Raw genomic sequence first — 26,818 nt, forward strand, 5'->3', positions numbered from 1 at the left:
GACCGGCTCGCCGTCGCACGCCATTCGCCGCAGGAGACAACGCCATGAAACACCTCAAACACCTCTACGTCCAGGTCCTGATCGGGCTGGCGATCGGGATCACCGTCGGGCACTACTGGCCCGAGTTCGGCGCGGCGCTGAAGCCGCTCGGCGACGGCTTCGTCAAGCTCGTCAAGATGATGATCGCGCCGATCGTGTTCTGCACGATCGTCAGCGGCATCACGTCGCTGAACGACTCGAAGGAGATCGGCAAGACGTTGCTGAAGTCGATGGGTCTGTTCTACGTGCTGACGATCCTGGCGCTTTTCACCGGCCTGGCGGCGGTGATGCTGCTGCAGCCGGGCCACGGCATGCACATCGACCCGGCGCACCTGGACGCGTCGGTGGCCGCCAAGTTCGGCAACAAGGCGCCGCAGGGCTTCACCGAGTTCGCGCTGCACATCATTCCCCACTCGTTCTTCGGCGCCTTCGCCGAGGGCGAGGTGCTGCCCGTGCTGCTGCTCGCGGTGCTGTGCGGCTTCGGTCTGACGCGCATCGGCCAGGCTGCACGCCCCGTGCTCGACAGCATCGACGGCTTCTCGCACATGCTGTTCGCCGCGTTCGGCTTCATCATGAAGCTGGCCCCGCTCGGCGCCTTCGGCGCGATGGCGTTCACCGTCGGCCGCTACGGGATCAAGTCGATCGGTTCGCTGGGCCTGCTGATCGGCACGTTCTACGTGGCGTGCATCTTCTTCGTCGCGGTGGTGCTGGGCCTGCTGGCGCGCATGCATGGCTTCAAGCTGTGGCAGCTGATGCGCTACATCCGCGAGGAACTTCTGGTCGTGCTCGGCACCTCGTCGAGCGAGCCGGTGCTGCCGCGCCTGCTCGTGAAGCTGGAGCGTCTCGGGTGCAAGAAGGGCGTCGTCGGACTGGTCCTGCCGACGGGCTATTCATTCAACCTGGACGGCACCGCGATCTACCTCACGCTGGCCTCGATGTTCATCGCCCAGGCCTGCGACATCACGCTGTCGTGGGCGCAGATCTTCTCGATGCTCGGCGTGATGCTGCTGACCTCGAAGGGCGCGGCAGGCGTGACCGGCAGCGGCTTCGTCGCGCTGGTCGCCACGCTGACCGTGATGCCGGACCTGCCGGTGGCCGGCGTCGCGCTGATCGTCGGCATCGACCGCTTCATGTCCGAGGCCCGGGCGCTGACCAGCACGATCAGCAATGCGGTGGCCTGCATCGTGGTGTCGATCTGGGAAAACGCCTGCGACCGCGAGACCCTGCAGCGTGAACTCGGCGTCGACTACGGCCGCACCGAGGAGGCGCTCGAAGAAGACGGCGCGGGCATGGTCCCGGCACCGGCCGGCACGCTGCCGGTCAGCGCACTTCACTGAGGTCGCACGCGCCGCTGGCCTTTCATCTCGGTGAAGAACTCGTAGATCTGGAGTGCGGCAGGCGAGAGCGATCGCCCCTTGCGGCGGATCAGTCCGATCCGCCTCGTGATGACCGGATCGACCAGCGGCACGCTGACCAGCAGCGGATGGTCGGCCGCCGGCATGGCCATCGAGGGCACCGCCGCGACGCCCAGGCCCGCTTCCACCAGCCCGAGCAACGTCGTCACGTGCTGGGCCTCGAACAGGATCTGCGGGCCGTTGGCCAGACCGGACAGCGCCTGGTCGAGCAGCAGCCGGTTGCCCGACGACTTGCCGACCGAGATGTAGTCGTACTCGGCGAGTTCCGTCCACGAGACGCGCCGCTTCTTCGCGAGCGGGTGGTCACGCCGGCAGGCGGCGACGAACCGCTCCTCGAGCAGCGGCTTGAACTCGATGTCCGGTTCCTGGCTGCCGATGAAGTTGAGGCCGAAGTCGGCCTCGCTGCGCGCCACCGCCGAGAGCACCTCGTTCGCGCTCGCATCGAAGACCTTGATGCGGATCTTCGGGTAGCGCTCGTGATGGCGCGAGATCACCTGCGACAGATAGTAGTAGACGGTCGACGGCACGCAAGCGATCGTCACTTCGCCCATGCGCGTCGCGGCGATGCCCCGGATGCCGAGCAGGGTGTTGTCCAGATCGTCGAGCAGGGTCTGCACCTTGCGGTCGAACTCGCGTCCGACGGCGGTGAGGCTGACGCGTCGCGTCGTGCGATCGAGCAGACGCACGCCCAGCGCCTGCTCCAGCTTCTCGATGCGCCGGCTGAAGGCGGGCTGCGAGATATGGATCGCCTCCGCCGCCTTGCGGAAGTTGCTGCTCTCGGCCACCGCCCGAAAGGCCTGCAGGTCGTTCAGATCGAAGTTGATCGCCATGACATCTCGCTCCCTCGGAGTGATCGACAGTGTGCATCAATCGATCCCAATTACGCAATTCACAGGCAAGTATCTGGCCGCGATGATCCCGTCCATGAACAAGAGCCTGCCCTGTGTCCTGATGCGCGCCGGAACATCGCGCGGTCCGTTCTTCCTGCGGGAATGGCTGCCCGAGGACGACGCCACGCGCGACGAGGTGCTGATCGGCGCCGTGGGCGCGTCCGACCCGTTGCAGCTCGACGGCGTGGGTGGCGGCAGCACGCTCAACAGCAAGGTGGCGATCGTCTCCCGCTCGGCTCAGGAAGGCTGCGACCTGGACTACCTGTTCGCGCAAGTGGGCGTCGGCCAGCGCTCGGTCGACACGCGACCCAATTGCGGCAACATGCTGTCGGGCGTGCTGCCGTTCGCCATCGAGCAGGGGCTGGTCGAGGCGACGGAGGGCACCACCACGGCGCGGGTGTTCAACGTCAACACCCGCTCGCGGATCGACGTGACGGTGAACACGCCGGGTCGGCGCATCACCTACGACGGGGATGCGCGCATCGATGGCGTTGCGGGCACGGCCGCACCGATCCGCCTCAACTTCCTCGACGCGTGGGGCGCCGTCACCGGCAGCGTCTTCCCGACCGGCCAGCGCATCGACCTGATCGACGGCACGGCGGTCACCTGCATCGACGCGGCGATGCCGCTGATGATCGTCAGGGCCGCGGACCTGGGTGTCACCGGCGCCGAGACGCCCGCGGAGCTGGACGCGAACACCGCGCTGCTCGTCAGGCTCGAGGCGCTGCGGCTGCTGGCCGGCGAGCGCATGGGCCTGGGCGACGTCTCGGCCAGCGTGATCCCGAAGCCGGTGCTGGTCAGCGACGGCTACGGCAGCGACAGCATCACCTCGCGCTACTTCACGCCCCGGCGATGCCATGCCTCCCATGCGGCGACCGGCGCGATCGGCGTCGCCAGCGCATTCGCCCTGCCGGGGACGGTGGCGAGCAGCCCCGGGCCCGGGAGCGGCAAGCGCGCGATCGTGGTGCTGCATCCCGCCGGGCAGATCGACGTCGAAGTCGAGCTCGAGGGCAGCGGCGAGACCGCGACCATCCGCACGGCCTCGCTGGTCCGCACCGCCCGAAAGATCTTCCAAGGGGAACTGCATATCCCCGACTACGTTTTCTCAAGACCGACCCACGGAGACACCATGAACCTGCAGCAACTCATTGCCCCCGCGCTCGCCGCAGGGATCACCGCTCTCACGGCGCCGGCCGCGCTGGCGGCCTTTCCGACCAAGACGATCACCATCGTCGTTCCGACCGCTGCGGGCGGCGGCAACGACGCGATGGCGCGGACCATCGCCCAGAAGCTCGGCCCGCTGCTCGGCCAGACGATCATCATCGACAACCGTGCCGGCGCCAACGGGTCGATCGCCAGCGAGTTCGTCGCCCGCGCCACGCCCGACGGCCACACGCTGATGCTCGGCTACATCGCGACGCACGGCATGAATCCGGCGTTGCAGAAGCTGAAGTACGACCCGGTGAACGACTTCGAGCCCATCGGGCTCGTCGGCTACTCGCCGACGCTGATGGTCGCGAATGCCGCAGTCGGCGTGAAGGATGTGAAGGACCTGGTTGCCCAACTCAAGGCGAAGCCCGACCGGTACACCTATGCGTCGGCCGGCAACGGCACGGCGCCGCACTTCGCGGCCGAGCTCTTCAAGCTGAACGCCGGCGTCGTCATGCTCGGCGTTCCGTACAAAGGCGCGGCGCCTGCAATCAGCGACACGATCGGCGGCCAGACGCAGTTCATGTTCCCGAGCCTGTTCACGGCGTACCCGTTCATCAAGAACGGCAAGCTCAAGGCCCTGGCCGTTGCGGGGCCCAAGCGCGTGGCCAGCCTGCCGGACGTGCCCACCCTCAAGGAGGCCGGCGTCGATGGCGTCGATGTGACGCAGTGGTACGCCATCTTCGCGCCGGCCAAGACGCCGAAGGCGGTGGTGGACCAGCTGAACAAGGCGCTCAACCAGGTCCTCAGCGACAAGGAAGTGATCAAGCGCATGGAGGACCACGGCGCCGATGTCTCGACCAGCACGCCCGAACAACTGCGCACGCTGGTCGCAAGCGAGCTCGTGAAGTGGAAGGGCGTCGTGCAGAAGGCCAAGCTCACGGCGGAATGATCCCGCGGTCGTGCCGGGAACGCCGTTCCGATAACAACTCAACTGGAGACAGCTCATGATCGATCGCCCGTTCACACGCCTGGCCGTGTCCCTTGCCGTCACCGCCCTCGGCGCGCTCGCCGGGTCGGCGCGGGCGCAGTCTTCGGTCACGATGTTCGGCATTGCCGATCTGGCGGCGCGCAGCGTGCACAACGAGGGCGCCGCGGCGATGAGTTCGCTCGTCAGCGGCAGCAACTCGACCAGCCGCATCGGCTTTCGCGGCATCGAGGACCTGGGGGACGGACTCAGCGCCGGCTTCCATCTGGAATCGGGCATGCTGCTCGATACCGGCAGCAACGTGGGCGGCAATCAGTTCTTCGACCGGCGGGCGACCTTGAGCCTCGCCAGCCGGACGCTCGGCGAATTGCGAGCGGGCCGCGATTTCGTCCCGTCCTATGTCGGCTGGACGCGCTTCGATCCGTTCAGCTATGTCGGCGTCGCGGGATCGAACAATCTGGTCAGCGCCAGCCCCGCCGGGCCGATCCGGTCCGCCTTCGGCAGCGCTGCCAACACCACGGTGCGGTCCAGCAACTCGATCCAGTACATCCTGCCGGCCAATGCGGCGGGCATCGAGGGCGGCTTGATGGTGGCTGCCGGCGAAGGCGCCGTCGCGGCGAGCGGCACGCACAAGGTCATGGGCGCGCGGCTCGGTTACGCGTCGGGCGCGATCGTCGTCAGCGCTGCGTTGACGCAGACGGAGAACAGCGCGACCGTGGCGGACAAGTTCAAGGACGCGACGCTCGGCGCCTCGTACGACTTCGGCGTCGTCAAGCTCAGCGCGGCGTGGCGCCGGTTCAGCCTCGGCAGCCCGCGCCAGACGAACATGCTGCTGGTGGCGGTGGTCCCGATCGGTCTCGGCGACCTGAAGCTGTCATACCTGAAAGCCGACCTCGACGGCCGTGTCGGCGCAACGAACATCGGCACGGCGGACGCGACCCAATGGGGGCTCGGCTACGTGTACAACCTGTCCAAGCGCTCCGCGTTGTACGCGACCGCGTCTCGCATCAGCAACAAGGGGGCCGCCACCTTCGCCGTACCCGGCGGCTCGGCTGCGCCGAAAGCGGGTGGCACGTCCAGTGGCTATGAGGCGGGGCTCCGGCACAGCTTCTGATGCACCAGCCTCGAAGGGCGGCTCCTTGCGATGCTTCAAGTGCGCCCGGCGTGGTCTGGAGCCGACGCGCATCAGTTCCGTCATGTGTGATCGGAAAAGCCGCACGCCAGCGCACATCCGCAATGGACGATTGTTGGTCCGACTGGAGGACTCTCACCGCCTCTTCCGATCGACGATCCTGGATATACCGCTGTGGCGTCGTCCCGAACGTCCCGTGACCTGACAGTGCTCCCTCCGTCAAAGCGTGTCCAAGATCCGGGGCATGCCAGTCCCTATCGGTCCGCGTGGCGCACCATCCGGACCCGGCCGACTACGCGAATGCCGAACTCGCTCAGGTGGTCTCGGTCGCACTGCCGCCCAGGCCCTCGCAGACCCGACGCAGACGCTGCTCGGCAGCATCGGCCACCGACCGGACTTCCGGCTTGCCGACCAAGTTCACCATGATCTGCGGATCGAGAAATCCGACGACGACCCGGCCCGGCGCCTCTTCGCGGACGATCACGTTGCACGGCAGCAGGAGGCCGATGTCGGGCACGGCAGTAACGGCCTGGTATGCGAGCGGTGGGTTGCAGGCCCCGAGGATCCGGTAAGGCGGCATGTCTTTGCCGAGCTTCTCCTTCATCGCGTGCTGGACGTCGATGTCGCTCAGGATGCCGAAGCCCTCTGCCTTCAGCGCGGACGTGGTCTTCAAGATGGCCTCGTCGAACGAAACGCCCGTGAGCATGGTGGTGAATCCGTACATGGTGAACCTCCGGTTTGAGCCGTTATTCAGGCAGCTGCGGCGGCCGCGGGCATTGGCGTGCACACCAGCTTCGACAACTCTGCAAGACCGATTGGTGGTACCGACAACCACGGCAACGTGTAGAGACGCTGGGCGAGACCTGCTGACATGCGCGCGATCTGCTTGCGTTCACCTGCCAGCCTGGCCTGCAGCAACGGATCGCGCGTTCTCGCCGCCAGCACGCTCTTGTTGAGCACCCAGGCATACGGCTCGATGCCGGCGCGCCGCAAGTCGTCCTGCAACGCAGCGGCTTGCGACACCGGCGTCACCTCAGGCAAGGTGACCAGGATGATCTTCGTGTACGTCGAATCCTGGAGTCGCATCAGCGGCGTGACGACGCGCGCCGCACCATGGCCTTCGAACTCGCGCGTCGTCTGCCGGTGGTAGGCGCCGGTCGCGTCCATCAACAGCATCGAGTGTCCGGTGGGCGCAGTGTCCAGCACGACAAAGGCACTGCGACCCTCGCTGACGATGCGCGAGAACGCGTGGAAGACCGCCACCTCTTCGGTGCAGGGCGATTGCAGATCCTCCAGCAACAAGGCCCGCTCCTGCGCGTCGAGCTGGGGGGACCGAACGTCCATGATCTTGTCGATGTAGCACTGCGTCTCGACCTTGGGGTCAATGCGGCTCAACTTCAGGCCTGGCAGGTCACCGTCCAGCGTGCTCATCAGGTGCGCTGCCGGATCGGTCGTGCTCAAGTGCACGGTCTTGCCGCGCTGCACGAGGCCGACTGCAAGGGCTGCGGCGACGGTGGTCTTGCCGACACCGCCCTTGCCCATCACCATGATCAGGCCATGACCGGCCGCGGCCAGGTCATCAGCCAGCGTCGCGAGTCCCGGAAGAGCCTCGAAATCCCCGTCGTGCGGTTTCGTCCGAAGTGCCGCGGGTCCGGCTCCGGGAACCAGCAGGGCGCGCAAAGCCGGCAACCCGACCGTGTCGAAGGGGCGCAACGGGACCCTGTCTTGCGGGAGCGCGCTCAACGATGCGGGCAGATCCTTCAGTGCCTGCTGCCCCAGGTCCTCGATCGCACGAGCCACGGCGTCGCTGCGGTCACCGGCGTGGAACACGCCGTTGATCGCCAGGCGCTGGTTGTTCAGGCCCAGCTCGCGCAATTCAACAGACGTGCGCGCCGCCTCTGCAATGGCGCCGCGCTCAGGCCGGGTCACCAGGACGACTGTGGTCTTCGCGGGGTCACTCAGCGCGTCCAGCGCGGCCTTGAACCGAACCTCCTGCATCTTCAGGCCCGAGTGCGGCCCGAGACACGAGGCACCGCGGTCGTTGCCGTCCAAGAAGCCGGTCCATGCCTTGGGCAGGCTGAGCAGGCGCAGGGTGTGCCCCGTCGGCGCTGTGTCGAAGACGATGTGGTCCCAGGCTTGCGCGCCGTCGGCGAGCAGGGACGAGAACTCGTCGAACGAGGCAATCTCGGTCGTGCACGCACCCGACAGCTGCTCTCGAACCGTCGAAAGTTCCTCAGCGGTCGCGTCCGCGCCCATCTGCGCCAGCACGCGCTGGCGGTACGACTCGGCCGCGTTGTCGGGGTCGATGTTGAGCACCGACAGGCCGGGTGCGCCGGGCACGGGGACCGGCGTGTTGCGCAGTTCGATGCCGAGCATCTCGTCCAGGTTGGACGCGGCATCGGTGCTGACGAGCAACACCTTCTTGCCGCAGTCGGCCAGCGTCAGCGCCACGGCTGTTGATAGCGAGGTCTTCCCCACGCCGCCCTTGCCGGTGAAGAAGAGATGTCGGGTGGGGTGGTCGATGCAGCCGACGCTGGTGGGCTTGAGCCAGGACTTCACGTCCTCATGCGACGGAATGCCGCCGCTGTGGACGACCTGGTCTGCGATGACGACGGCCGGTGTGGCATGCGCACCATAGGCCCTGATCTCGTCAGGATTCTCGACCTTGACGATCTCGACTTCCACACCTGCATCTCGGGCGGTGCGCTCGATGATGCCGACGGTGCTTTGGCACTTGCTGCAGCCCGATCCCAGAACCTTGATCTTCATGGTTGTGTCCTCTGCGGGAACTATGCTGCGCCCGATGCCGACACACTTTGACCTCGATCAGTTTGCGGGGCGGGAGGGTGGCGTCTGTTCGCCACCGCTCCACAGGCATCACCTATCGCGGTTGCCGCCGCTCTCTCGGTGCCTGTTCTCGCTGCCGTCGCGCAGCGTCAACCGAGGTTGCCAAGCTCGGTGTCGACGTGATGTCGTTCAGCCTTTCGGCCGCCGGGCGCCCGGCAGAGACCACGGTGTTCGTCGCCGGCCACTGGCGCGCTGCGGCTGCTTGCGCCGCTGGCGTCTTCGCCTGAGTCGGCCCTCGGCAGCGTCACGCGTGCTCGCGCAACCACGCACTCGCCTGCCCGCGCGACTCCAGCCCCAGCTTGTCGAGGATGTTCGCGACATGCCTTTTCACGGTGTGCGGGCTGATGTCCAGTGCGCGGGCGATCAACTTGTTGCTGTCGCCGGCGGCGATGCGTTCGAGGACTTCGCGCTCCCGGCTGCTGAGCAGGCCATCGTCGCGGCTGTCGGCGGACGCCGCCGCCGCGGACGGCTGTTTCGCGCAGTCCGCGGGCATGACCGCTGTCGATTCCACGCGCAGCTCGGCCGCCAGGCGCGCGACGGCGCGCAACTCGTCCTGCAGCTCGGGCGCCAGGCGCGCCTCCCACGGCGCCTCGGCCAGCGCGGCGAGCACCGCGACGCCGCACATCAGCGCGTGACCGCGCTCGTCCTCGTCGCGCATGCGCTGCAGCGCGGGGCGCGCGGCGTCGGCGGCGTCGTCGAGGCGGTCACAGCGCAGGCGGGCGTGTGCGCAGCGCAGCCGCAGTTCGATCGCCTGGCCGTTCACGTCCATGTGGTCGGCGCGCGGCAGCAGGTGGTCGAACAGCGGCATCGCGTCGGCCCAGCGGCCCTGGGCCGCGGCGTAGCGGGCGCGCGTGGCGACCGCGCGAGCGCTGTCGCTGGACGGGTCCTCGAGCGGGCGTTCGAGCAGGTGCGCGGCCCAGCGGCGCAGCGTCGCGGGGTCGCCGTCGATCGCGTCGGTGACGCGCACGCCGTAGATCGCGACCTGGTGCAGCCACAGGCTGCGGCGCTCCTCGGTGCTCGAATCCTCGCGGACGAACAGCGTGTCGAGCCGGCGCGCGACCTCGTCGCGGCGGCCGCGGAAGCCGGCCTCGATCACGCGAAACAGCTCGACGCTGATCTCCATTTCGGCCGAGCAGGCGAGCCAGTGCATGTCGGCCTCGGCGCGCTCGGCTTCGCGGGCGGCGTTGTCGAGCCGGCCCGACCACAGCTCGGCCAGCGCGCGCTTGATCTGCACCTCGCCGCGCATCGGCAGCGCGCGGTCGCCGAGCCGCGCCAGCGCGCCGCGCACGTAGCGCAGGATCTGCAGCCGCATGCCGCGCACCGTGGCCCAGCTGTTCGCGGGCACGCACTCCCACCAGTCGTACAGGCCCGCGCCGGCCTCGAGCGAATCCATCACCTCGGCGAACACGCCCGGCAGCTCCGCGTGCTCGCCGCGCCGGAAGCGCTGGTTCGCATCGGCCATCAGCATCACGCGGCGCGCCACCGCGTTCAACGGCGGCTGCGCCGGATCGCGCAGTTGCGCGATCAGCGTCTCGCTCTGCGCGTTGCGACCGAGCGGGTAGACGGCCAGCGCCAGATAGGCCTGTGCGAGCTGCCGTTCGGCGGTGTCACCGGCCGCCTCCGCGGCCTGCGCGGCGTCCTCCATGCAACGAGCCATCTCGGTCCACTGCCAGCGCAGGCACGCGGCGATGCCGGCCAGCCGCAGCAGCCGCGGCGACGCGTTGCGCCACTCCGGCTCGAACTGCGCGACCAGCCGCTGGACCTCGCCGCCGCCGCCACCCAGGAACAGTTCGGGCGCGGCCGCGACCAGCGCGGCCTCGGCACCGGCCCAGTCGTCGGCGCGCAGCAGGTAGCCGACGCGGCGCAGCGGATCGGTCTCGCCGGCGGCGGCACGCTTCAGCAACTGCGGCAGCTCGTCGGCGAAGCGGCGGCGCAGCCGCTCGTGCAGCGCGTCGCGGAACAGGTCGTGCAGCACCAGCGTTCGCTCGTGCGCTTCGAGTGCGGTGACGAACAGGCCGCGCGCCTCGATCTCGTCGAGGCGCTCGGCGGCGCGCGCATCGCCGCTGACGGCGGCGGCGCGCGCCGCGGTCAGTTCAGGCAGCACCGAGCAGCGCACCAGGAAGTCGTGCAGGGCGGCGGGCATGTCGTCGAGCACCTCGGTCGCGAGGTACTCGAACAGGTGGCGGTCCATGCGCGCGCCGCTGTCCGCGGCCAACCCGCCGGCCGCGCCGGGCCGGGTGCGCATCGCGGCCAGGCACAGCTGCAGACCGGCCGGCCAGCCCTGGGTGCGCTCGAACAGCTCGTCGACCCGCTCGCGCGCCGCGGCGCTCGCCTCGGCACCGGCCAGCGCCGCGGCTTCGCCGGCATTGAAGCGCAAGTCGTCCTGGGTGAACTCGGCCAGCTCGCCGGCCACGCGCATCCGCGCCAGCGCCAGCGGCGGCACGACGCGGGTCGACAGCACCAGCGTCCACTTCGGCGGCAGCCGGGCGATCAGCGCGTCGAGCATCGCGTGGGTCGGTGCCAGCGCGACGCGGTGCAGGTCGTCGAGCACGATCACGCCGCGCGGGGCCTCGGCGCCGGCCAGCGCGTTCACGAGTTCGGCGACGGCGCGGCGCAGCGTCACGCCGTCGTCGACCAGCTGCGCGACCAGCGCCTCGGGCGAGGTGCGCCACGGCAGGTCGTGCGGCTCGAGCGCGGCGGCCAGGCAGGCGAGCAGGCGGCGCGGATCGTCGTCCTCGTCCATCGAGACCCAGGCCAGCGCGGTGCCGGCCGGCAGTCGCGCCAGCTGCGCGGCCAGCGTCGAGGTCTTGCCGAAGCCGCCGGGGGCCTGCAGCAGGACGAGGCGGCAGTCGAGCAGCGCCTCGGTGACGGTGGCGTCCAGCAGCGGCCGATCCACCCGCACGGCGCGCGAGCGCGGCGGCTGGATCTTGGTGGTGGGGAAACGCGGGGCGTCCATCGTGGGCCCCGGATTCTGCAGTGCCGGGGCCGCACTGCAAAGACCCGCATTCGTGGGCGGTGCCGCCGCGCCGTCAGCGCACGAGGCCTTCGGTGGTCAGCTGCAGGAAGTGGTCGAGCATGTGGAAGTGGTCGTCGTGGAAGCGGTCTTCGAGCGCCATGACCGCCTCGATCGGCAGCCACTCGGCCGAGCGGGCGTCGTCGCCGCCGCGCACCTCGGGCAGCTCGCGGTCGCCCAGGTCGAAGAAGTGCGCATGGGTGATGGTGCGGCCGCGCAGGCTGCGGTCGGGGTGGTCGAACACCGCGGTCGCCTGCAGGCAGCGCTGCATCGTGTCGCCGAGCAGCGCCAGGTGCGTCTCCTCGGCGAGCTCGCGCAGCGCCGACTGATACGCCGTCTCGCGCTGATCGATGAAGCCGCCGGGCACTGCATACAGGCCTTCGCCGGGCGGTGCGCCGCGGCGGATCAGCAGCACGTGGCCGGCGCAGCGCACGACCGCGTCGACCGTCACGAACACCGGCGGGTAGGGCGTGCCGCGCCACGCCGCGTGGTATTCGACCAGCATCTGCCACTCGTGCCGCAGCGTGGCGATGAACGGCAGCCCGGCCCAGGCGCGCACGAACTCGAGCGTGCTCGCCGGCGCCTGGTCGACCAGCGCGGCCAGCGTCGCGTCGAGCCGGTCCGGCTCGGCGGCGAACAGCGTGTCACGCAGCTCGGTGCCGCCGGCACCCGGCAGGCGCTCGACCGGCACGAACGGCCAGCCGGCGAAGCCGCGCAGGTACTCGCTGGTCGCATCCTTCAGGTGGCCGACCAGCGCCACATTCGCGTGGTGGCCGCCGGTCAGCGCGTCGATCTCGGCGCTGACCACGCGCAACCAGCGCGCCTGGTCGTAGTAATCGCGCACCGGCAGGAAGCGCACGCGCGCACGCTCGTCGTCGGTCAGCGCGAGGCGGATCATCTCGGCACGCTCGGTCCACGTGAACGGGTTCTTCGGCGTGCGCGCCTGGTGCGCCGAGCCGATCACGACGATCGCCTGCGGCGCCACCGCGAGCGCGCGCCGCAGCAGCGCGAGGTGGGCGTTGTGGAAGGGCTGGAAGCGGCCGACCAGGACCGCGACATCGGGCTGCGTGGCGCCGTTCATGCGTCAGACGAACTTCGCCGCGATCGGCATCTGCCGGCCGACTCCGAAGGCGCGCGAGCGCACGCGGATGATCGGCGGCGCCTGCCGGCGCTTGTATTCGTTGCGCGCGATCATCGCGCGGACGCGCTGCACCAGCGCCTCGCCCTCGGGCCGCGCGCGCAGCTCGGTGACGAACGCATAGGCCGCGTCGTACTCGGCGCGCGCCAGGCGCCGGCCTTCGATCAGCAGCTTCAGGATCTCGTCGAGCACCGGGTAGGGCGGCAGGCTGTCGGTGTCGCGCTGGCCAGGCGCGAGTTCGGCCGACGGCGGCTTGTCGATGATCGCGGCCGGGATCAGCTCGCGGCCCGCGGCCTCGTTGACATGGCGCGCCAGCGCGAACACCTCCGTCTTGTACAGGTCGCCGAGCAGCCCGAGGCCGCCGTTGGTGTCGCCGTACAGCGTGCAGTAGCCGACCGACAGCTCCGACTTGTTGCCGGTCGTCAGCAGCAGGTGGCCGAACGCGTTCGAGTGTTCCATCAGCACCGTGCCGCGGATGCGCGCCTGCAGGTTCTCCAGCGGCAGGCCGGTGAGCGTCTGGCCGAACGAGGCCTCGAACTGCTGCGCGTAGTCGTCGACCAGCGCCGCGATCGGGTGGGTCGCGAGCGGGATGCCGAGGTGGCGGCACAGCACGACCGAATCGTCGACCGAGCCGGTCGACGACCAGACCGACGGCATCGTGACGGCGGCGACGTTGTCCGCACCGAGCGCCTCGACCGCGAGCGCCAGCGTCAGCGCGCTGTCGATCCCGCCGGACGAGCCGACCACTGCCTGCCGGAAGCCGCAGCGCCGCGCGTAGTCGCGCAGGCCGAGCACGATCTGCGCGCGGTAGAACGCCATCGTCGGCAGGCCGTGCGGGTCGACCGGCGGCAGCGCGCCGCCGTCGCGGGCGAGGAAGCGGCCCTGGTCGAATCGCAGCGTGGTCACGTCCTCGACGAAGCGGTGCGCCTCGAAGGTCACGCCGCGCTCCGGTTCGACGGCGAACGACGCGCCGTCGAACACGATCTGGTCCTGCCCGCCGACCTGGTTCACGTACAGCAGCGGCAGGCCGTGGCGCCGGCTCGCGGCGCCGAAGACCTGGTGGCGCTGCTCGCGCTTGCCGACTTCCGACGGGCTGGCGTTGATCGAGACCACCAGGTCCGGCGCGGCGTCGGCCAGGCGCGCGAACGGGTTCACCGCGTAGGCCAGGCCGGCGTCGTTCCAGCCGTCCTCGCAGATCAGCAGGCCGACCTGGGTGTGGCCGATGCGCAGCACGCGCGCCACGTCCGGGCCGGGCTCGAAGTGGCGGTGCTCGTCGAACACGTTGTAGGTCGGCAGCAGCTGCTTCGCGTAGCGGCGCACGACCGCGCCGTTGCACAGCACCAGCAGCGCGTTCTGCAGCTGCTTGCCGGCGCCCTCGCGGCCCTGCGGCGCGCCGATGACCCAGTGCAGCGCGGGCAGCTCGCGCGAGGCGTCGAGGAGCGTGCCCAGGCTGTCGTCGACGCGCTGCATGAAGCCCGGCTCCTCGAGCAGGTCGGCCGGGTAGTAGCCGGTCAGGCCGAGCTCGGTGAACACGACCAACTCGGCACCGGCCTGCGCGGCCTGCCGCGCGGCGGCGATCATCTTCTGCGCGTTGCCCTCGATGTCGCCGACGGTGTAGTTCAGTTGCGCGACGGTGATCGTCAGCATCGGGATCCTCCTGGAATGCTGCGGCCACTGTAGCGCCGCGCGGCGGCACGCACCGGGCGCGCGCTGGTGTTCCACAATCGCCGCTCCGAATCGCACCTCACGCCCATGGACTCACTCCTGAACCTGGCCCGCGAGGCCATGCGCCAGCGCGGCCTGCAGCCCGACTTCCCGGCCGCCGCGCGGCAGGAGGCCGAAGCGCTGGACGATGCGCCCGCCGCGCCCGGCCCGGCCCTGCGCGACTTGCGCGAGCTGCTCTGGTGCTCGATCGACAACGACGACTCGCGCGACCTGGACCAGCTCACCGTCGCCTTGCCCGAGACCGGCGGCGTGCAGCGCATGCTGGTGGCGATCGCCGACGTCGACGCGCTGGTGCGCCCCGGCGATGCGATCGACAGGCATGCGCGCACCAACACCACCTCGGTCTACACGGCGGCCGGCGTGTTCCCGATGCTGCCGCTGCGGCTGTCGACCGACCTGAGCTCGCTGAACGAGCACGAGGACCGGGCGGCGGTCGTGATCGAGATCGGTGTCGTCAGCGGCGCGGGCGAGGGCGCGCCGACCGACCCGCAGGTCTACCGCGCCGTGGTGCGCAACCGCGCGCAGCTGACCTACAACGCAGTCGCGGCCTGGCTCGACGGCGAGGCGCCGGTGCCGCCCAAGGTCGCCGCGTTGCCCGGCCTCGAGGAGCAGCTGCGCGCGCAGGACCGCGCCGGCCAGGCGCTCAAGGAATTGCGGCGGCGCCACGGCGCGCTCGGGCTGAACACGCCCGAGGCGCGGCCGGTGTTCGACAGCGACGGCGTGCTGACCGACCTGCGCGCCGACGAAGGCAACCGCGCGAAGGAGCTGATCGCCGGCTTCATGATCGCGGCCAACGGCGTGACCGCACGCTTCCTCGACGCACGCGGCTTCCCGTCGCTGCGGCGCTTCCTGCGCGAGCCGGCGCGCTGGCAGCGCATCCGCGAGATCGCCGCCGGCCATGGCGAGGAGCTGCCGGCCGAGCCGAGCCCGCTCGCGCTGGATGCATTCCTGACGCGGCGGCGGCTGGCCGCGCCGGAGCGCTTCGCGGAGCTGTCGCTGACCATCGTCAAGCTGCTCGGCTCCGGCGAGTACATGCTGTCGCGGCCCGGCCACCGGGCACCCGGCCACTTCGGCCTGGCGGTCAACGACTACACCCACTCGACCGCGCCGAACCGCCGCTACCCTGACCTGATCACGCAGCGGCTGCTGAAGGCGGCGCTGAAGGGCGAGCCGCCGCCCTACGGCGACGAGGAGCTGATCGAGCTCGCCGCGCACTGCACCGCGCAGGAGGACAACGCGAACAAGGTCGAGCGCCAGGTGCGCAAGTCGGCGGCCGCGCTGCTGCTCGCGCCGCGCATCGGCGAGACGTTCTCCGCGATCGTCACCGGCGTGTCGGCCAAGGGCACCTGGGTGCGGACCACGCGGCCGGTGGCCGAGGGACGGGTGGTGCAGGGCTTCGAGGGGCTGGATGTCGGCGACAAGCCGAAGGTCGAGCTGGTCGGCGTCGACGCGGCGCGCGGCTTCATCGATTTCAGAAGGGCGGGGTGAGCATGGACCGCTGGTTCGCCTCGGCGCTCGACTACATCCCGCGCTGGCTGGCGCACCAGATGCGCCTGACCGAACAGCCGGGCTGCGCGATCGCGGTCGCGTACCGCGGCAGGCTCGTGCTCGAGGCCGCGTTCGGCCACGCCGACCTGGCACGCGGCGAGGCGCTGACGCCGCGCCACCGCTTCCGCGTCGCGTCGCATTCCAAGAGCTTCACCGCCGCGGCCGTGCTGAAGCTGCGCGAGCAGGGCCGGTTGCGGCTCGACGACCCGGTCGGCCGGTTCGTGCCCGGCCTGCACCCGCAGGTCGCTTCTGCGACGCTCGCGCAGCTGCTCTCGCACGCCGCGGGCCTGGTGCGCGACGGCGCCGATGCGGGGCAGTGGGCCGACCGCCGCCCGTTCCTGGACGAGGCCGGCGTCCGTGCCGACCTGGCCCACGGCCCGGTGATCGATCCGAACACGCGGCTGAAGTACTCGAACCACGGCTACGCGCTGGTGGGGCTGGCGATCGAGGCGATCACCGGCGAGCGCTACGCCGAGTGGATCGCGCGCGAGATCGTCGCGGCCTCCGGATTGCGCGAGACCGTGCCGGACGCGCCGCTGGCCGCCGGCGTGCCGTTCGCGCGCGGCCACAGCGCCAAGTGGCCGCTGGGCCGCCGCGTCGTGATCCCGGGCGACAACGACACCCGCGCGCTCGCCGCCGCCACCGGCTTCGTCGGGACGGCCGGCGACCTGGCGCGCTTCTTCGGCAGCCTGGCGCCGGACGCGTCGCGCAGCGTGCTGTCCGTCGCGAGCCGGCGCGAGATGTGGCGCCGCCAGTGGCGCGACGCGCATTCCAGCCTCGACCGCTGGTACGGCCTCGGCACCATCAGCGGCACGCTCGCCGATTGGGAATGGCACGGCCACACGGGGGGCTTCCAGGGCACGATCACGCGCACCGCGTGCGTGCCATCCCAGGGGTTGACGGTGTCGGTGCTGACCAACGCGGCCGATGGCGCCTCGCACGGCTGGGTCGACGGCGCGCTGCACATCCTGCGCGCCTACCGGCAGCACGGCGCGCCGTCGCGCCGCGCGGCGCCGTGGACCGGGCGCTGGTGGAGCCTGTGGGGCGCAGTCGACCTGCTGCCGGTCGACGGCAAGGTGCTGGTCGCGAACCCGGCGCTGCCCAACCCGCTGCTCGATGCGACCGAGTTGGGCATCGACGCGCCCGGCCGCGGCACGATCACGCTGGCCGGCGGCTTCGGCAGCCACGGCGAGCCGGTTCGGCTGGAGCGCGATGGCCGGGGCCGGGCCAGCGCGTTCTGGCTCGGCGGCACGCGCATGCAGCCGGAGGCGGCGGTCGCGAAGGAACTGGTCGCGAAATACGACGCGGCGGCGCCCGCGCTCCGGGCGCCGGCCGTCAGCCGGCGCGTGCCTCGAACACGAGGTTGAACGGCGTCTGCGCGGCGCGCCGGAAGTGGGCGAAACCGCCTTTCTTGACCACGTCGCGCAGCCGCGCCTCGCCGGCCTGCGCGCCCAGGCACAGGCCGACTTCCTGCGAGCGTGACGCGGGTGTGCAGATGCAGGTGGAGGCGGAATAGAAGATGCGCCCGACCGGGTTCAGGTTGTCCTCGACGCGGTCGTTCGCGAACGGCTCGACGATCATCCAGGTGCCGTCGGGCTTCAGCGACTGGCGCACGTGGCGCGACGCGCCGACCGGGTCGCCCATGTCGTGCAGGCAGTCGAACACCGCGACCAGGTCGAAGTCCCGCCCCGGGTAGTCCTGGGCGCGCGCGATCTGGAAGTCGACCCGGTCGGCCACGCCCGCCTTCACCGCAGCAAGACGCGCGTAGCGGATCGACGGCTCGTGGTAGTCGTAGCCGACGAAGGTCGAGTTCGGGTAGCTCTGCGCCATGATCAGCGTCGACGCGCCGTGGCCGCAGCCGACATCGGCCACGCGGGCCCCGCGCTCCAACTGCGCGACCACGCCGTCGAGCGACGGCAGCCACTGCGACACGAGGTTCGCGACATAGCCGGGCCGGAAGAAGCGCTCGGTGCCGACGAACAGCGACGGGTGCTGCTCGTGCCAGCCGATGCCGTCGCCGCTGCGGAACGCGTCGATCAATTTGGGCACCGCGTGGAACATCGCCATCGCGGCCTGGAATGCGCCGGGGATGAAGGCCGGGCTGTCCTCCTGCGCGAGCGCGAACGCCTGCTCGGGCGTGAGCGAGAAGCGCTCGGTCGCGGCGTCGTACTGCGCATAGCCGCCGGCGGCCTGCGCGCACAGCCATTCGCGCACGTAGCGGGGGTCGGTCTCGGTGGCCGCGGCGAGTTGCTCCGGGGTCATCGGGTCGCGTGCCAGTGCCTTGTAGAGGCCGAGCTGATCGCCGACGACGACCGTCGCGGCGTGCGCCACCGCCCCCATGTCGCGCACGAAATTGCCCATGAACTCGTTCAGCTTCGCTTCGTCGATCGCCATGGTTCGCCCCTTGATCGAGGCCTTCGGGTTCGCGCGCTGGCGCGCCGGGGCCGTGCCTCGAGCAGCATCCCGGAATGACCAACATAGTTCAGCGTCCGGACGGCGTCCAGCGCATCGCGACGCGCACGCTGGGGGTGGCATGCCACACTTGGCGCCCTGATGTCCGCTGCCTCCCACTTCACCGAGTCCGCGTTGCTCGGCCCCCCGGCGCTGGTCGGCATCGACTGGGGCACGACCAACCGGCGCGGCTACCTGCTCGACGCCGCCGGCCGCTGCCTGGCCGAGTACGAGGATGGGGACGGCATGCTCGCCGCACGCGGCCGCTTCGATGCCGCGCTGCAGGCGATGCGCGCCGCGCTCGGGGTCGCCGACACGCCGCTCCCGGCGATCCTGTCCGGCATGGTCGGCAGCGCCAGCGGCTGGGTCGAGGCGCCGTACCTCGACCTCGCGGTGCCGCTGACCCGGCTGCGCGAGCACCTGGTGCCGGTGCCCGGCGTGTCGGACGCAGTCATCGTGCCGGGCTACTGCGAACGCGACCCGACGGCCGTCGACGTGATGCGCGGCGAAGAGACCCAGTTGCTGGGCGTGCTCGCGCTCGGCGACGACCCGGACCGGGGTGACGGCTGGTGCGTCCTCCCGGGCACCCACAGCAAGTGGGTGCGTCTGCAGCACGGCGCGATCGCGGCGTTCGCGACCTTCATGACCGGCGAGCTTTTCGCGCTGCTGACCCAGCACGGCACGCTGGCCGCGGCGAGCGGCGCCGCGGACGCGCCCGCGGTGCCGGCGGCGTTCGACGCCGGCTTGCGCGCGGCGATGGCCGGCGCGGTGCTGTCGAACGCGCTGTTCGGCTGCCGCGCGCGCGTGGTCAGCGGCGCGATGCCGGCAGCCCACGCGCGCTCGTACCTGAGCGGTCTGCTGATCGGCGCCGAGTGGCAGGGGCTGCGCCTGCGCCACGGCGGCCAGTTGCCGCCGCGCATCACGCTGATCGGCAGCCCCGCACTTGCCGAGCATTACGTCACCGCGGGCGCGGCGTTCGGCGTCGAAGTCGTGCGGCTGGAGCCGCGCACTGTCTACCTCGCGGCGCTGGCGGCGCTGCGCGCGCCCGCCTGCACCTGGAACCGAGCCCCATGAAGACCGACACCCTGCCGCTCGTCGCGATCCTGCGCGGGCTCACGCCCGACTCGGCCGAGGCGGTGGGCGCCGCGTTGTTCGAGGCCGGCTTCCGCCTCGTCGAGGTGCCGCTGAACCGGCCCGGCGCGCTCGCCTGCATCGAGACGCTGGCGCGGAATGCGCCGGCCGATGCGACCATCGGCGGCGGCACGATGCTCAGCGTGGCCGATGTCGACGCGGTGCATGCGGCTGGCGGGCGGATGATGGTCGCGCCGAACACCGACCCGGCGGTGATTGCGCGCGCGGCGCAACTGGGGATGTGGTGCGCGCCCGGCATCGGCACCGCGAGCGAGGCGTTCGCCGCGCTGCGCGCCGGCGCGAATGCGCTGAAGCTGTTCCCGGCCGAGGTCTGGGGGCCGAAGGGGTTGAAGGCGCTGGGGTCGGTGCTGCCGCCCGGCACACCGCTGTGGCCGGTCGGTGGCGTCACGCCGGACAGCATGGCCGAGTGGGTCGCGGCGGGCGCGACCGGCTTCGGCATCGGCGGGCAGCTTTACAAGGCGGGCGCCGGCGCGGCCGAGGTCGGCGCGCAGGCGCGGAACTTCATTGCGGCCTGGGCGCGTACTGCGCCTTCGCGATGACCAGCGCGGCGGCCTCGCGGGCGTCGCGCCGGAAGTCGCTGTCGCCGGCGAGGTGGTCGATGCCTTGTTCGATGAGCACGTTGTCGGCCAGGTCGGCGATCACCGCCATCCGGCTGCGCTTGATGATCACCAGCTCGAACACGCCCATCTCGCGCAGCGCTTCGGTGATGCGGCGTGCGGACGTCAGGTACTCGGACGAGTCCATGCCGATGTGCTTGTTCTCGAGCTGACGCAGCACGCCCACAGGGTCGCGGAGGGCGGCGAGGCGCGTGCGGTAGGTCGTGGACATCGGTTGATCCGTCGTGGTGATGACGGGATTTCGGCGCGACCGGCGCCGACTGAAGCACGCGCTTGCATCCGGGCGTGACGAAGCCGACGCGCCGGGCGCCGGGTCGCCGCCGCCGGCCTCAGCGCCGGATGTCGCAGGACTTGCGCCGCCCGTCGAACGGATCGCGGCCGAAGCTGCGCGTGTCGCAGCGCACTTCGCGCACCACGTCACGGTAGACGTAGCGCCCGGCGGTGCCGTATCGCACCTGCGCCCGGCCGCCGACGCGGCAGACCTGGCCCTCGTCGGCGCAGCGCCGCCAGCCGGCATTGCCGCCGCCGTTTCCGGGCGGCTGGCTGTTGCCGCCGCGCACCAGGCAGCGCTTGCGCCGCTCGGGCGCCGGGTCGCCGAAGGTGTCGTTGTTGCATGCCACCGGGCCGCTGACGGTGCGCGTGTTCCAGCGCCCCTGGTCGCCGTAGCGCACGACCGCCCGTCCGCGCACGTCGCAGGTCTGGCCTTCCTGGGCGCAGTTGCGCCACCCGTTGTCGGCGGCGCTCGCCGTGCCGGCGGCGAACAGCGCCGCCGCGGTGATCAGGAACTGGCCGGCGATCACGAACCTGATTTTCATGCGGTCTCCTCGGGTGGGTGGGCACAGTCTAGCCAGTTCGGGGGCGCGGAATGGGTATGCTTTTCCGCGTGTGTCGAGAACGGTCGCGGCCGATCGTCGTGATCGACACGCCTTTGCGCGCCCACAGTCGAGGAACCCCATGAGCCCAGCATCCACCCCCGTCCGCGCCGCCACGAAGAAGGCGGCCTCGAAGACGACCCGACCGGTCGTGCTCGTGGCCACCCGCAAGGGCGCGTGGCTGTTCCACGGCGACGCGCGACGCAAGACCTGGGTGGCCGACGGCCCGCACTTCCTCGGCCACACCATCAGCCACGTGGTGCTGGACCCGCGCGACCGCCGCACCCTGCTGGCCGCCGCGAAGACCGGCCACCTCGGGCCGACGATCTTCCGTTCCACCGACCTCGGCCGCACCTGGAAGGAGGCGCGCCAGCCGCCCGCGTTCGCGAACCCGCCCGGCCTGCCGGCGCGCTCGGTCGACCACACCTTCTGGCTCGCGCCGGGTCATGCCGACGAGCCCGACACCTGGTACGCCGGCACCTCGCCGCAAGGCCTGTTCCGCTCCGAGGACGGCGGCGTCAGCTGGGCGCCGCTGCCCTCGGTCAACGACGACCCGCAGTTCCGCGAGTGGATGGGCTCGGCGCAGGACGGCACGCCCGACGGGCCGAAGCTGCATTCGATCATCGTCGACCCGCGCGACCCGGCACACCTGCTGTTCGCGATGTCCAGTGGTGGCGTGCACGAGTCGCGCGACGCCGGCCGCAGCTGGTCGGCGCTGGTCGACGGGATGCAGGTCGTCGAGGGCTTCGACCCGACCACGCTGACCTTCCACGACCCGCACTGCGTGCGGCTGTGCCCGTCGCGGCCGGATCGCCTGTACCAGCAGAACCACTGCGGCATCTACCGGCTCGACCGGCCGGGCGACACCTGGCAGCGCATCGGCGCGAAGATGCCCAAGCGCGTCGGCGACATCGGCTTTCCGATGGTGGTGCACCCGCACGACGCCGACACCGCCTGGGTCTTTCCGATGGACGGCACCGACGTCTGGCCGCGCACCAGCCCCGCCGGGCGCCCCGCCGCCTACGTCACGCGCAACGCCGGCCGCACCTGGCAGCGGCTCGATGCCGGCCTGCCGCAGAGCCAGGCGTGGTGGACGACGAAGCGCCAGGCGATGACGGTCGATGCGCGCCCGACCCCGGCGCTCTACCTGGGCACCACCAGCGGCGAGCTGTGGATCGGCCACGACGAGGGCGCGCGCTGGTCGAACATCGCCCGCCACCTGCCGGAGATCTACGCGGTGGAAGTGGCTGAAGTGGCATGAAGGTGCTCGTCCCGGGCGCGCTGCGTTCGTACACGGGGGTCTCGCATGTGGCCGCGGTGGGCGACACGCTGACGGCGCTGTTCGCCGACCTGGAGCACCAGTACCCGGGCCTGCGCTTCCGCGTCGTCGACGAGCAAGGTCAGCTGCGGCCGAACATGCGCATCTTCGTCAACGGGCGCAGCGTGCGCGCGCTCGACCACGGGCTGCGGCCCGACGATTTCGTCGCCCTCGTGCTCGCGCTGAGCGGCGGCTGACATCCCGCGAACGCCGGCCCGGACGGCACCCCCGGCACCGCCGACGACCGGCGCGATGCGCGAACCGTCCAGTGGATCTGGGCCGTCAACCACGACGATGCCCCCAATGCGCGCGCCGAGGACGCGTATCCCGGCGACGGACTGGTCGACTGGATCGCGATCGACGGCTACATCGGCGCGCGCGTCGCCGGGCGGCGCGCGCGACAATGGCCGGGCCATGCCGCCGCTGCGCCAGTCGATCCGCTTCGCCACCGCCGCCGACGGGGTGCGCATCGCCTGGGCCACGAGCGGCAGCGGGCCGGCGCTGGTGAAGGTCGGCACCTGGATGTCGCACCTCGAGTTCGACCTCGCCAGTCCCGTCTGGGGGCACCTGTTGACCTGGCTCGCGCAGCGCTTCACGCTGCTGCGCTACGACCAGCGCGGAAACGGCCTGTCCGACTGGAACGTGGCCGACCTGTCGTTCGAGGCCTGGGTGCGCGACCTCGGCGCCGTGATCGACGCCAGCGGGCACGCGCGCGTCGCGCTGCTCGGCCTGTCGCAGGGCGCGCCGGTGGCGGTGGCCTACGCGGTGCGGCACCCGGAGCGTGTCTCGCACCTGATCCTGCACGGCGGGTACGCGCGCGGGCGACGCCGACGCGGAGACGAGTCCGCGCCCGCCGCGCTCGACGCCGCGGTGATCCAGCTGATCGAGCACGGCTGGGGCGGCGACGACGCCTCGTTCCGCCAGTTCTTCACCAGCCAGTTCGTGCCCGACGGCACGGCCGAGCAGCACCGCTGGTTCAACGAGCTGGAGCGCATCTCTGCGTCGCCCGCCAACGCGGCGCGCCTGCTGTCCACCATGTACGAGATCGACGTCACCGCGGACCTGCCTGCCGTGACCTGCCCGACGCTCGTGCTGCATGCCACCGGCGACCTGCGCGTGCCATTCGCCGAGGGGCGATTGCTGGCCGGTGCGATCGCGCAGGCGCGTTTCGTGCCGCTCGATTCGCGCAACCACCTGATGCTCGAGCACGAGCCGGCCTGGCAGCGCTGGACCGAGGAAGTGGCGCAGTTCATGGGCGCCGCGGCGGACCTGCCGGCGCCGCCGTCGCAGCGCCTGGCCGGACTGACGCCGCGCGAACGCGAGCTGCTGGAACTGATCGCGCAGGGCCGGGACAACGCGCAGATCGGCGCGGTGCTCGGCCTGTCGGACAAGACGGTGCGCAACCACATCACCAGCATCTTCGCGAAGCTGGCGGTCGAGAACCGGCCGCAGGCGATCGTGTTGGCGCGTACCGCCGGCCTGGGCCGGCCCTAGGCGTCTGGGGCGGCTGCCCCGCTCGCCGGGCGCCGCCCTGGGACTGTCGTCTCAGGCGCGCGAGGCGGCTGGCGCCGATGCTTCGGACACGTCGATCCGACGTGCATCCGCAGGACCACCACCATGCAAACCGCCACGCTTCCCACCGACAGCGCGCGTTACGCCCGCTGCATCGATACCTCCAAGCGCATCCGCTGGGACATCGACCGCGACGTGATCCGCGGCCGCCACTTCGACCTCGACCACAAGTTCCTGCCCGACGGCCTGTCGCTCGCGCACCAGCTGTCGTTCCTAAGGCCGGCGCAGCGCCTGTTCTACGGCCAGGTGCAGGGCCGCACCTACGCCAACATGTTCGGCATGATCGAGCGCTACATCGGCGTGAAGATGCTCGACGTGAGCCGCACCCACGGCTTCGGCGACCAGGTCGCGTTCGAGGCGCTGATCCGGCTGACGGACGAGGAGCTGAAGCACCAGGAGCTGTTCCGCCGCATCGAGCGGCTCGCGGCCGAGGCCATGCCGGCGGGCTACCGCTTCGAGCTCGACGGCAACGCGGTCGCCGCGTTCGTGCTCGGCAAGTGCAGCTGGGCGGTGCTGGCGCTGACCTGCCACATCGAGCTGTTCTCGCAGGCGCACTACCGCGCCAGCATCGACGGCGCGGTCGGCCTGTCCGACCTGTTCAAGGACGTGTTCCTGTTCCACTGGAAGGAGGAATCGCAGCACGCGATCCTGGACGAGCTGGAATGGCGGCGCGAGGACGCGACGCTCGCGCCCGAAGCGCGCGACGCCGCGGTCGGCGAACTGGTCGAACTGGTCGGCGGTGTCGATGGCCTGCTGCAGGTGCAGGCGAAGGCCGACGCGGCGTACTTCTGCCGCACCGCACATGTCGACGCGATGCACGCCGGGGCGGTCGAGTCCAACACGCTGCGCGCCTACCGCTGGCAGTACATCGTCTCCGGCGCACTGGAGCCGCGCTTCCAGCAGGTGCTGGGTGACTTGACGACCGAGGCGCAGATGGCGCGCATCCAGACCGCGCTGGCACCGCTGGTGGCGTTCGTCGGCGAGCGGGGCGAGCCGCAGGACGCGGGCGTCCGGCACTGAGGCCGGAGAACCCCTCAAAGATCGGCCGGGGTCAGCGAGCTCGACAGGCGATAGAGACCCGGGACCGGACCCCCCGCTGCGCCTGCCGCGCCTGCCGCGCCGAGCTGCGGCGCGCCGAGCGCGTCATCGGCCATCGCTTGCAGCGCGGGGACGTCGTAGCCGCTCACCAGCACGATCCAGTCCGCCACGTCGTCGGCGCCGCCGCGGATCTTCTGTTCGGTCGTGGCGGCGGCGGTCGGCGTGTGCGTGTGGAGCAGGTGCGCCCCCGTCATGCCGGGGCGCTGCGGCAAGTCGCGCAGCACGGCCTGCAAGTGCAGCCGCAAGGCGTCGGCACGCCCGGGCTGCGGCGACAGGCGGACCGTCAGCAGCGCACCGGCCAGGCCGCCGCCGTGGCTGTCGAGCACGTGGCATTGGCTGCGCACCATCCGGCTGTGGTGCGGCATCAGCTTCTGCGACCAGGGCGTCGGGTTGTTGAGCCGCGCGAAGTAGGCCGGCGAGGTCAGCGTCTCGTACGACTCGAGTTCGTACATCACGAAGAAGCCGTCGGCGCCGTCGGCGCTGGCCCAGCGCGAGCCGCGCCGGAAGCCGGGGATGGCCAGGCGCTCCGGGAAATGCTCGTGCGCGTGCCAGTCCTCGAACTCGGCACGGTGTGCTGGCGCCATGTCCCACCACATGGCCACCGCGGCCCGCCCCAGCAACGGCATCGCGGGTCAGAGCTTGGAGACGCGCTCCAGCTCGCTCCTGAACAGCGTCATCACCGCCGGCTCGTACGAGGCGGCGAACTTGTCATGCACCGGCTTGACGGCGGCGCGCATGCGGTCCATCTCGGCCGGGGCGATGTCGTTGTAGACCATGCCTTTCGCCTTCAACTCGGTCAGCGCCTTGCCGGCGGCCTCGCGGCTGACGCCGCGCTGGTAGTTCTGCGCCTCGATCGCGGCCTCCTGCAGCAGCTTGTGCTCGACCGGCGTGAGCTTGTCCCAGAATTTCTTGCTGACCTGGATCGGGTTGGTCGCGTAGACGTGGTTCGTGCCGCTGACGAACTTGTTCACTTCGTAGAACTTGCTCGACAGGATCACCGAGTACGGGTTCTCCTGCCCGTCGACGGCCTTGCTTTCGAGCGCGTTGTAGAGCTCGGCGAAGGGCATCGGCAGCGGGTTGGCCTTGAAGGTCTTGAAGGTCTCGAGGAACACCGGATTCGGGATCACGCGCAGCTTCAGGCCCTCCAGGTCTTCGCCCTTGGTGATCGGCCGCTTGCTGTTGGTGACGTTGCGAAAGCCGAGGTCGAAGAAGCCGAGCACGACGACGCCCTTCTCGGCGAGCTTCGCGCTGAGCATCTTGCCGAGCGGGCCGTCGACCATCGCGTCGGCCTGCTTCGCGTTGCTGAACAGGAACGGGAAGTCGAACAGGCCGAATTCCTTGACGATGCCGGTCAGCGACGTGGTCGATGCCGTGAGCATCTCCTGCACGCCGCCCTGCAGCGCCGACTGCTGCTGCAGCTCGTTGCCGAGCTGGCTGCTGGGGTACTCCTTGACCGTGATCTTGCCGCCGCTCTTGGCCGCGACGATCTCGGCGAACTTCTTGACGCCGGTGCTGGTGGGGTGGTCGGGGTTGTTCAGGTGGCCGAAACGGATCGTGCGCTCCTGGATGTCCTGGGCCACGGCCACGCCGCCGGCCACGAGCAGCGAGACCATCGCGGTCAGCCGGATCAATGTCGATTTCATGGGATCTCCCGTAGACGAGGTGGGCGACGGCTGTTCCGTCTGTCAGAACTCAATTCCAAGTCTCACGCAGAGCGTCGGGTGGGTCAACGGGGTCAACCCGATGGGACCCCCCCGGCTGCCGCGGGCCTCGGTCGGATGCGTAGGACGGCACCTCTGGCGTCACCCGGCACCGTCCGGCTGCGCGTTTCGCGCGCCGTCATCACGATGATCG

22 protein-coding genes and 1 pseudogene are annotated in these 26,818 nt (G+C 70.7%); 12 read left to right on the forward strand and 11 right to left on the reverse strand.

The genetic code is table 11. The features are described 5' to 3' along the window. Positions 1–44: 44 nt before the first annotated feature. Positions 45–1,376, forward strand: a complete 1,332-nt coding sequence (gene dctA, locus ACWH49_RS13755) for a C4-dicarboxylate transporter DctA (RefSeq protein WP_448171961.1) — start codon at positions 45–47, stop codon at positions 1,374–1,376. Here the strand turns inward: dctA and ACWH49_RS13760 are convergent. Then, on the reverse strand, positions 1,370–2,284 hold the full coding sequence (locus tag ACWH49_RS13760) for a LysR family transcriptional regulator (RefSeq protein WP_448171962.1): 915 nt from the start codon (positions 2,282–2,284) through the stop codon (positions 1,370–1,372). The genes dctA and ACWH49_RS13760 overlap by 7 nt on opposite strands. A gap of 94 nt (positions 2,285–2,378) precedes the next feature. Here ACWH49_RS13760 and ACWH49_RS13765 point away from each other — a divergent pair. The 3 genes and pseudogenes from ACWH49_RS13765 to ACWH49_RS13775 form a co-directional block, all read left to right on the forward strand. Continuing rightward, a pseudogene (locus tag ACWH49_RS13765) lies at positions 2,379–3,425 on the forward strand (4-oxalomesaconate tautomerase); the annotation flags it as partial. Positions 3,426–3,473: 48 nt separating this feature from the next. Further along, positions 3,474–4,445, forward strand: coding sequence for a Bug family tripartite tricarboxylate transporter substrate binding protein (locus ACWH49_RS13770; RefSeq protein ID WP_305815375.1), 972 nt, complete (start codon positions 3,474–3,476; stop codon positions 4,443–4,445). Positions 4,446–4,500: 55 nt separating this feature from the next. After that, positions 4,501–5,595 carry a porin gene (locus ACWH49_RS13775; protein WP_448171963.1) on the forward strand — a complete coding sequence of 365 codons (1,095 nt, stop codon included), beginning with the start codon at positions 4,501–4,503 and terminating at the stop codon, positions 5,593–5,595. A gap of 331 nt (positions 5,596–5,926) precedes the next feature. Here ACWH49_RS13775 and ACWH49_RS13780 read toward each other — a convergent pair whose 3' ends face one another. From ACWH49_RS13780 to ACWH49_RS13800, 5 genes are all read right to left on the reverse strand, one after another. Beyond that, on the reverse strand, positions 5,927–6,337 hold the full coding sequence (locus tag ACWH49_RS13780) for a DUF302 domain-containing protein (protein ID WP_448171964.1): 411 nt from the start codon (positions 6,335–6,337) through the stop codon (positions 5,927–5,929). A 26-nt stretch (positions 6,338–6,363) separates the two neighbouring features. Further along, entirely contained in the window at positions 6,364–8,382 is a 2,019-nt protein-coding gene (gene arsA / locus ACWH49_RS13785; protein ID WP_448171965.1) for an arsenical pump-driving ATPase, read from the reverse strand. A gap of 322 nt (positions 8,383–8,704) precedes the next feature. Continuing rightward, on the reverse strand, positions 8,705–11,416 hold the full coding sequence (locus ACWH49_RS13790) for a LuxR C-terminal-related transcriptional regulator (protein WP_448171966.1): 2,712 nt from the start codon (positions 11,414–11,416) through the stop codon (positions 8,705–8,707). A gap of 73 nt (positions 11,417–11,489) precedes the next feature. Beyond that, positions 11,490–12,554: a bifunctional nicotinamide-nucleotide adenylyltransferase/Nudix hydroxylase gene (locus ACWH49_RS13795; RefSeq protein ID WP_448171967.1), complete on the reverse strand. Its 1,065-nt coding sequence runs from the start codon at positions 12,552–12,554 to the stop codon at positions 11,490–11,492. A gap of 3 nt (positions 12,555–12,557) precedes the next feature. After that, the gene (locus ACWH49_RS13800; RefSeq protein ID WP_448171968.1) at positions 12,558–14,258 is read right to left on the reverse strand and encodes an NAD+ synthase; all 1,701 of its coding nucleotides are present in this window, start codon (positions 14,256–14,258) and stop codon (positions 12,558–12,560) included. 105 nt (positions 14,259–14,363) lie between these two features. Between ACWH49_RS13800 and ACWH49_RS13805 the strand changes: the two genes are divergently transcribed. Then, positions 14,364–15,824: an RNB domain-containing ribonuclease gene (locus tag ACWH49_RS13805; protein ID WP_448171969.1), complete on the forward strand. Its 1,461-nt coding sequence runs from the start codon at positions 14,364–14,366 to the stop codon at positions 15,822–15,824. Between the two features lie 2 nt (positions 15,825–15,826). After that, on the forward strand, positions 15,827–17,251 hold the full coding sequence (locus ACWH49_RS13810; RefSeq protein WP_448171970.1) for a serine hydrolase domain-containing protein: 1,425 nt from the start codon (positions 15,827–15,829) through the stop codon (positions 17,249–17,251). Here the strand turns inward: ACWH49_RS13810 and ACWH49_RS13815 are convergent. Next, on the reverse strand, positions 17,220–18,278 hold the full coding sequence (locus ACWH49_RS13815) for a class I SAM-dependent methyltransferase (RefSeq protein ID WP_448171971.1): 1,059 nt from the start codon (positions 18,276–18,278) through the stop codon (positions 17,220–17,222). The two genes, ACWH49_RS13810 and ACWH49_RS13815, sit on opposite strands and share 32 nt — an antisense overlap. 159 nt (positions 18,279–18,437) lie before the next feature. On the opposite strand from ACWH49_RS13815, the gene ACWH49_RS13820 reads away from it, so the two are divergent. Together ACWH49_RS13820 and ACWH49_RS13825 are read left to right on the forward strand one after the other, a co-directional pair. Continuing rightward, positions 18,438–19,409: a 2-dehydro-3-deoxygalactonokinase gene (locus tag ACWH49_RS13820; protein ID WP_448171972.1), complete on the forward strand. Its 972-nt coding sequence runs from the start codon at positions 18,438–18,440 to the stop codon at positions 19,407–19,409. Next, on the forward strand, positions 19,406–20,026 hold the full coding sequence (locus ACWH49_RS13825; RefSeq protein WP_448171973.1) for a 2-dehydro-3-deoxy-6-phosphogalactonate aldolase: 621 nt from the start codon (positions 19,406–19,408) through the stop codon (positions 20,024–20,026). The genes ACWH49_RS13820 and ACWH49_RS13825 overlap by 4 nt, the downstream gene beginning before the upstream one ends. Here the strand turns inward: ACWH49_RS13825 and ACWH49_RS13830 are convergent. Further along, positions 19,989–20,315: a hypothetical protein gene (locus ACWH49_RS13830; protein ID WP_448171974.1), complete on the reverse strand. Its 327-nt coding sequence runs from the start codon at positions 20,313–20,315 to the stop codon at positions 19,989–19,991. The two genes, ACWH49_RS13825 and ACWH49_RS13830, sit on opposite strands and share 38 nt — an antisense overlap. 118 nt (positions 20,316–20,433) lie before the next feature. Next, complete coding sequence (locus ACWH49_RS13835) at positions 20,434–20,919, reverse strand: hypothetical protein (RefSeq protein WP_448171975.1); 486 nt, start codon at positions 20,917–20,919, stop codon at positions 20,434–20,436. A 139-nt stretch (positions 20,920–21,058) separates the two neighbouring features. Here ACWH49_RS13835 and ACWH49_RS13840 point away from each other — a divergent pair, with 139 nt between their 5' ends. The 4 genes from ACWH49_RS13840 (at position 21,059) to ACWH49_RS13855 (ending at position 24,886) form a co-directional block, all read left to right on the forward strand. Continuing rightward, entirely contained in the window at positions 21,059–22,237 is a 1,179-nt protein-coding gene (locus ACWH49_RS13840) for a WD40/YVTN/BNR-like repeat-containing protein (protein ID WP_448171976.1), read from the forward strand. Next, positions 22,234–22,491 (forward strand): MoaD/ThiS family protein, encoded by a 258-nt coding sequence (locus ACWH49_RS13845; RefSeq protein ID WP_448171977.1) that lies wholly within the window; start codon positions 22,234–22,236, stop codon positions 22,489–22,491. The genes ACWH49_RS13840 and ACWH49_RS13845 overlap by 4 nt, the downstream gene beginning before the upstream one ends. 217 nt (positions 22,492–22,708) lie before the next feature. Continuing rightward, positions 22,709–23,788 carry an alpha/beta fold hydrolase gene (locus tag ACWH49_RS13850; protein WP_448171978.1) on the forward strand — a complete coding sequence of 360 codons (1,080 nt, stop codon included), beginning with the start codon at positions 22,709–22,711 and terminating at the stop codon, positions 23,786–23,788. 123 nt (positions 23,789–23,911) lie between these two features. Then, positions 23,912–24,886 carry a hypothetical protein gene (locus tag ACWH49_RS13855; protein ID WP_448171979.1) on the forward strand — a complete coding sequence of 325 codons (975 nt, stop codon included), beginning with the start codon at positions 23,912–23,914 and terminating at the stop codon, positions 24,884–24,886. 14 nt (positions 24,887–24,900) lie between these two features. Here the strand turns inward: ACWH49_RS13855 and ACWH49_RS13860 are convergent, their stop codons facing one another. Both ACWH49_RS13860 and ACWH49_RS13865 read right to left on the reverse strand, forming a co-directional pair. Further along, on the reverse strand, positions 24,901–25,590 hold the full coding sequence (locus tag ACWH49_RS13860; protein WP_448171980.1) for a hypothetical protein: 690 nt from the start codon (positions 25,588–25,590) through the stop codon (positions 24,901–24,903). A 6-nt stretch (positions 25,591–25,596) separates the two neighbouring features. Next, complete coding sequence (locus ACWH49_RS13865; RefSeq protein ID WP_448171981.1) at positions 25,597–26,607, reverse strand: TRAP transporter substrate-binding protein; 1,011 nt, start codon at positions 26,605–26,607, stop codon at positions 25,597–25,599. Positions 26,608–26,818: the final 211 nt, after the last annotated feature.

It is taken from the genome of Rhizobacter fulvus, from assembly GCF_964020785.1.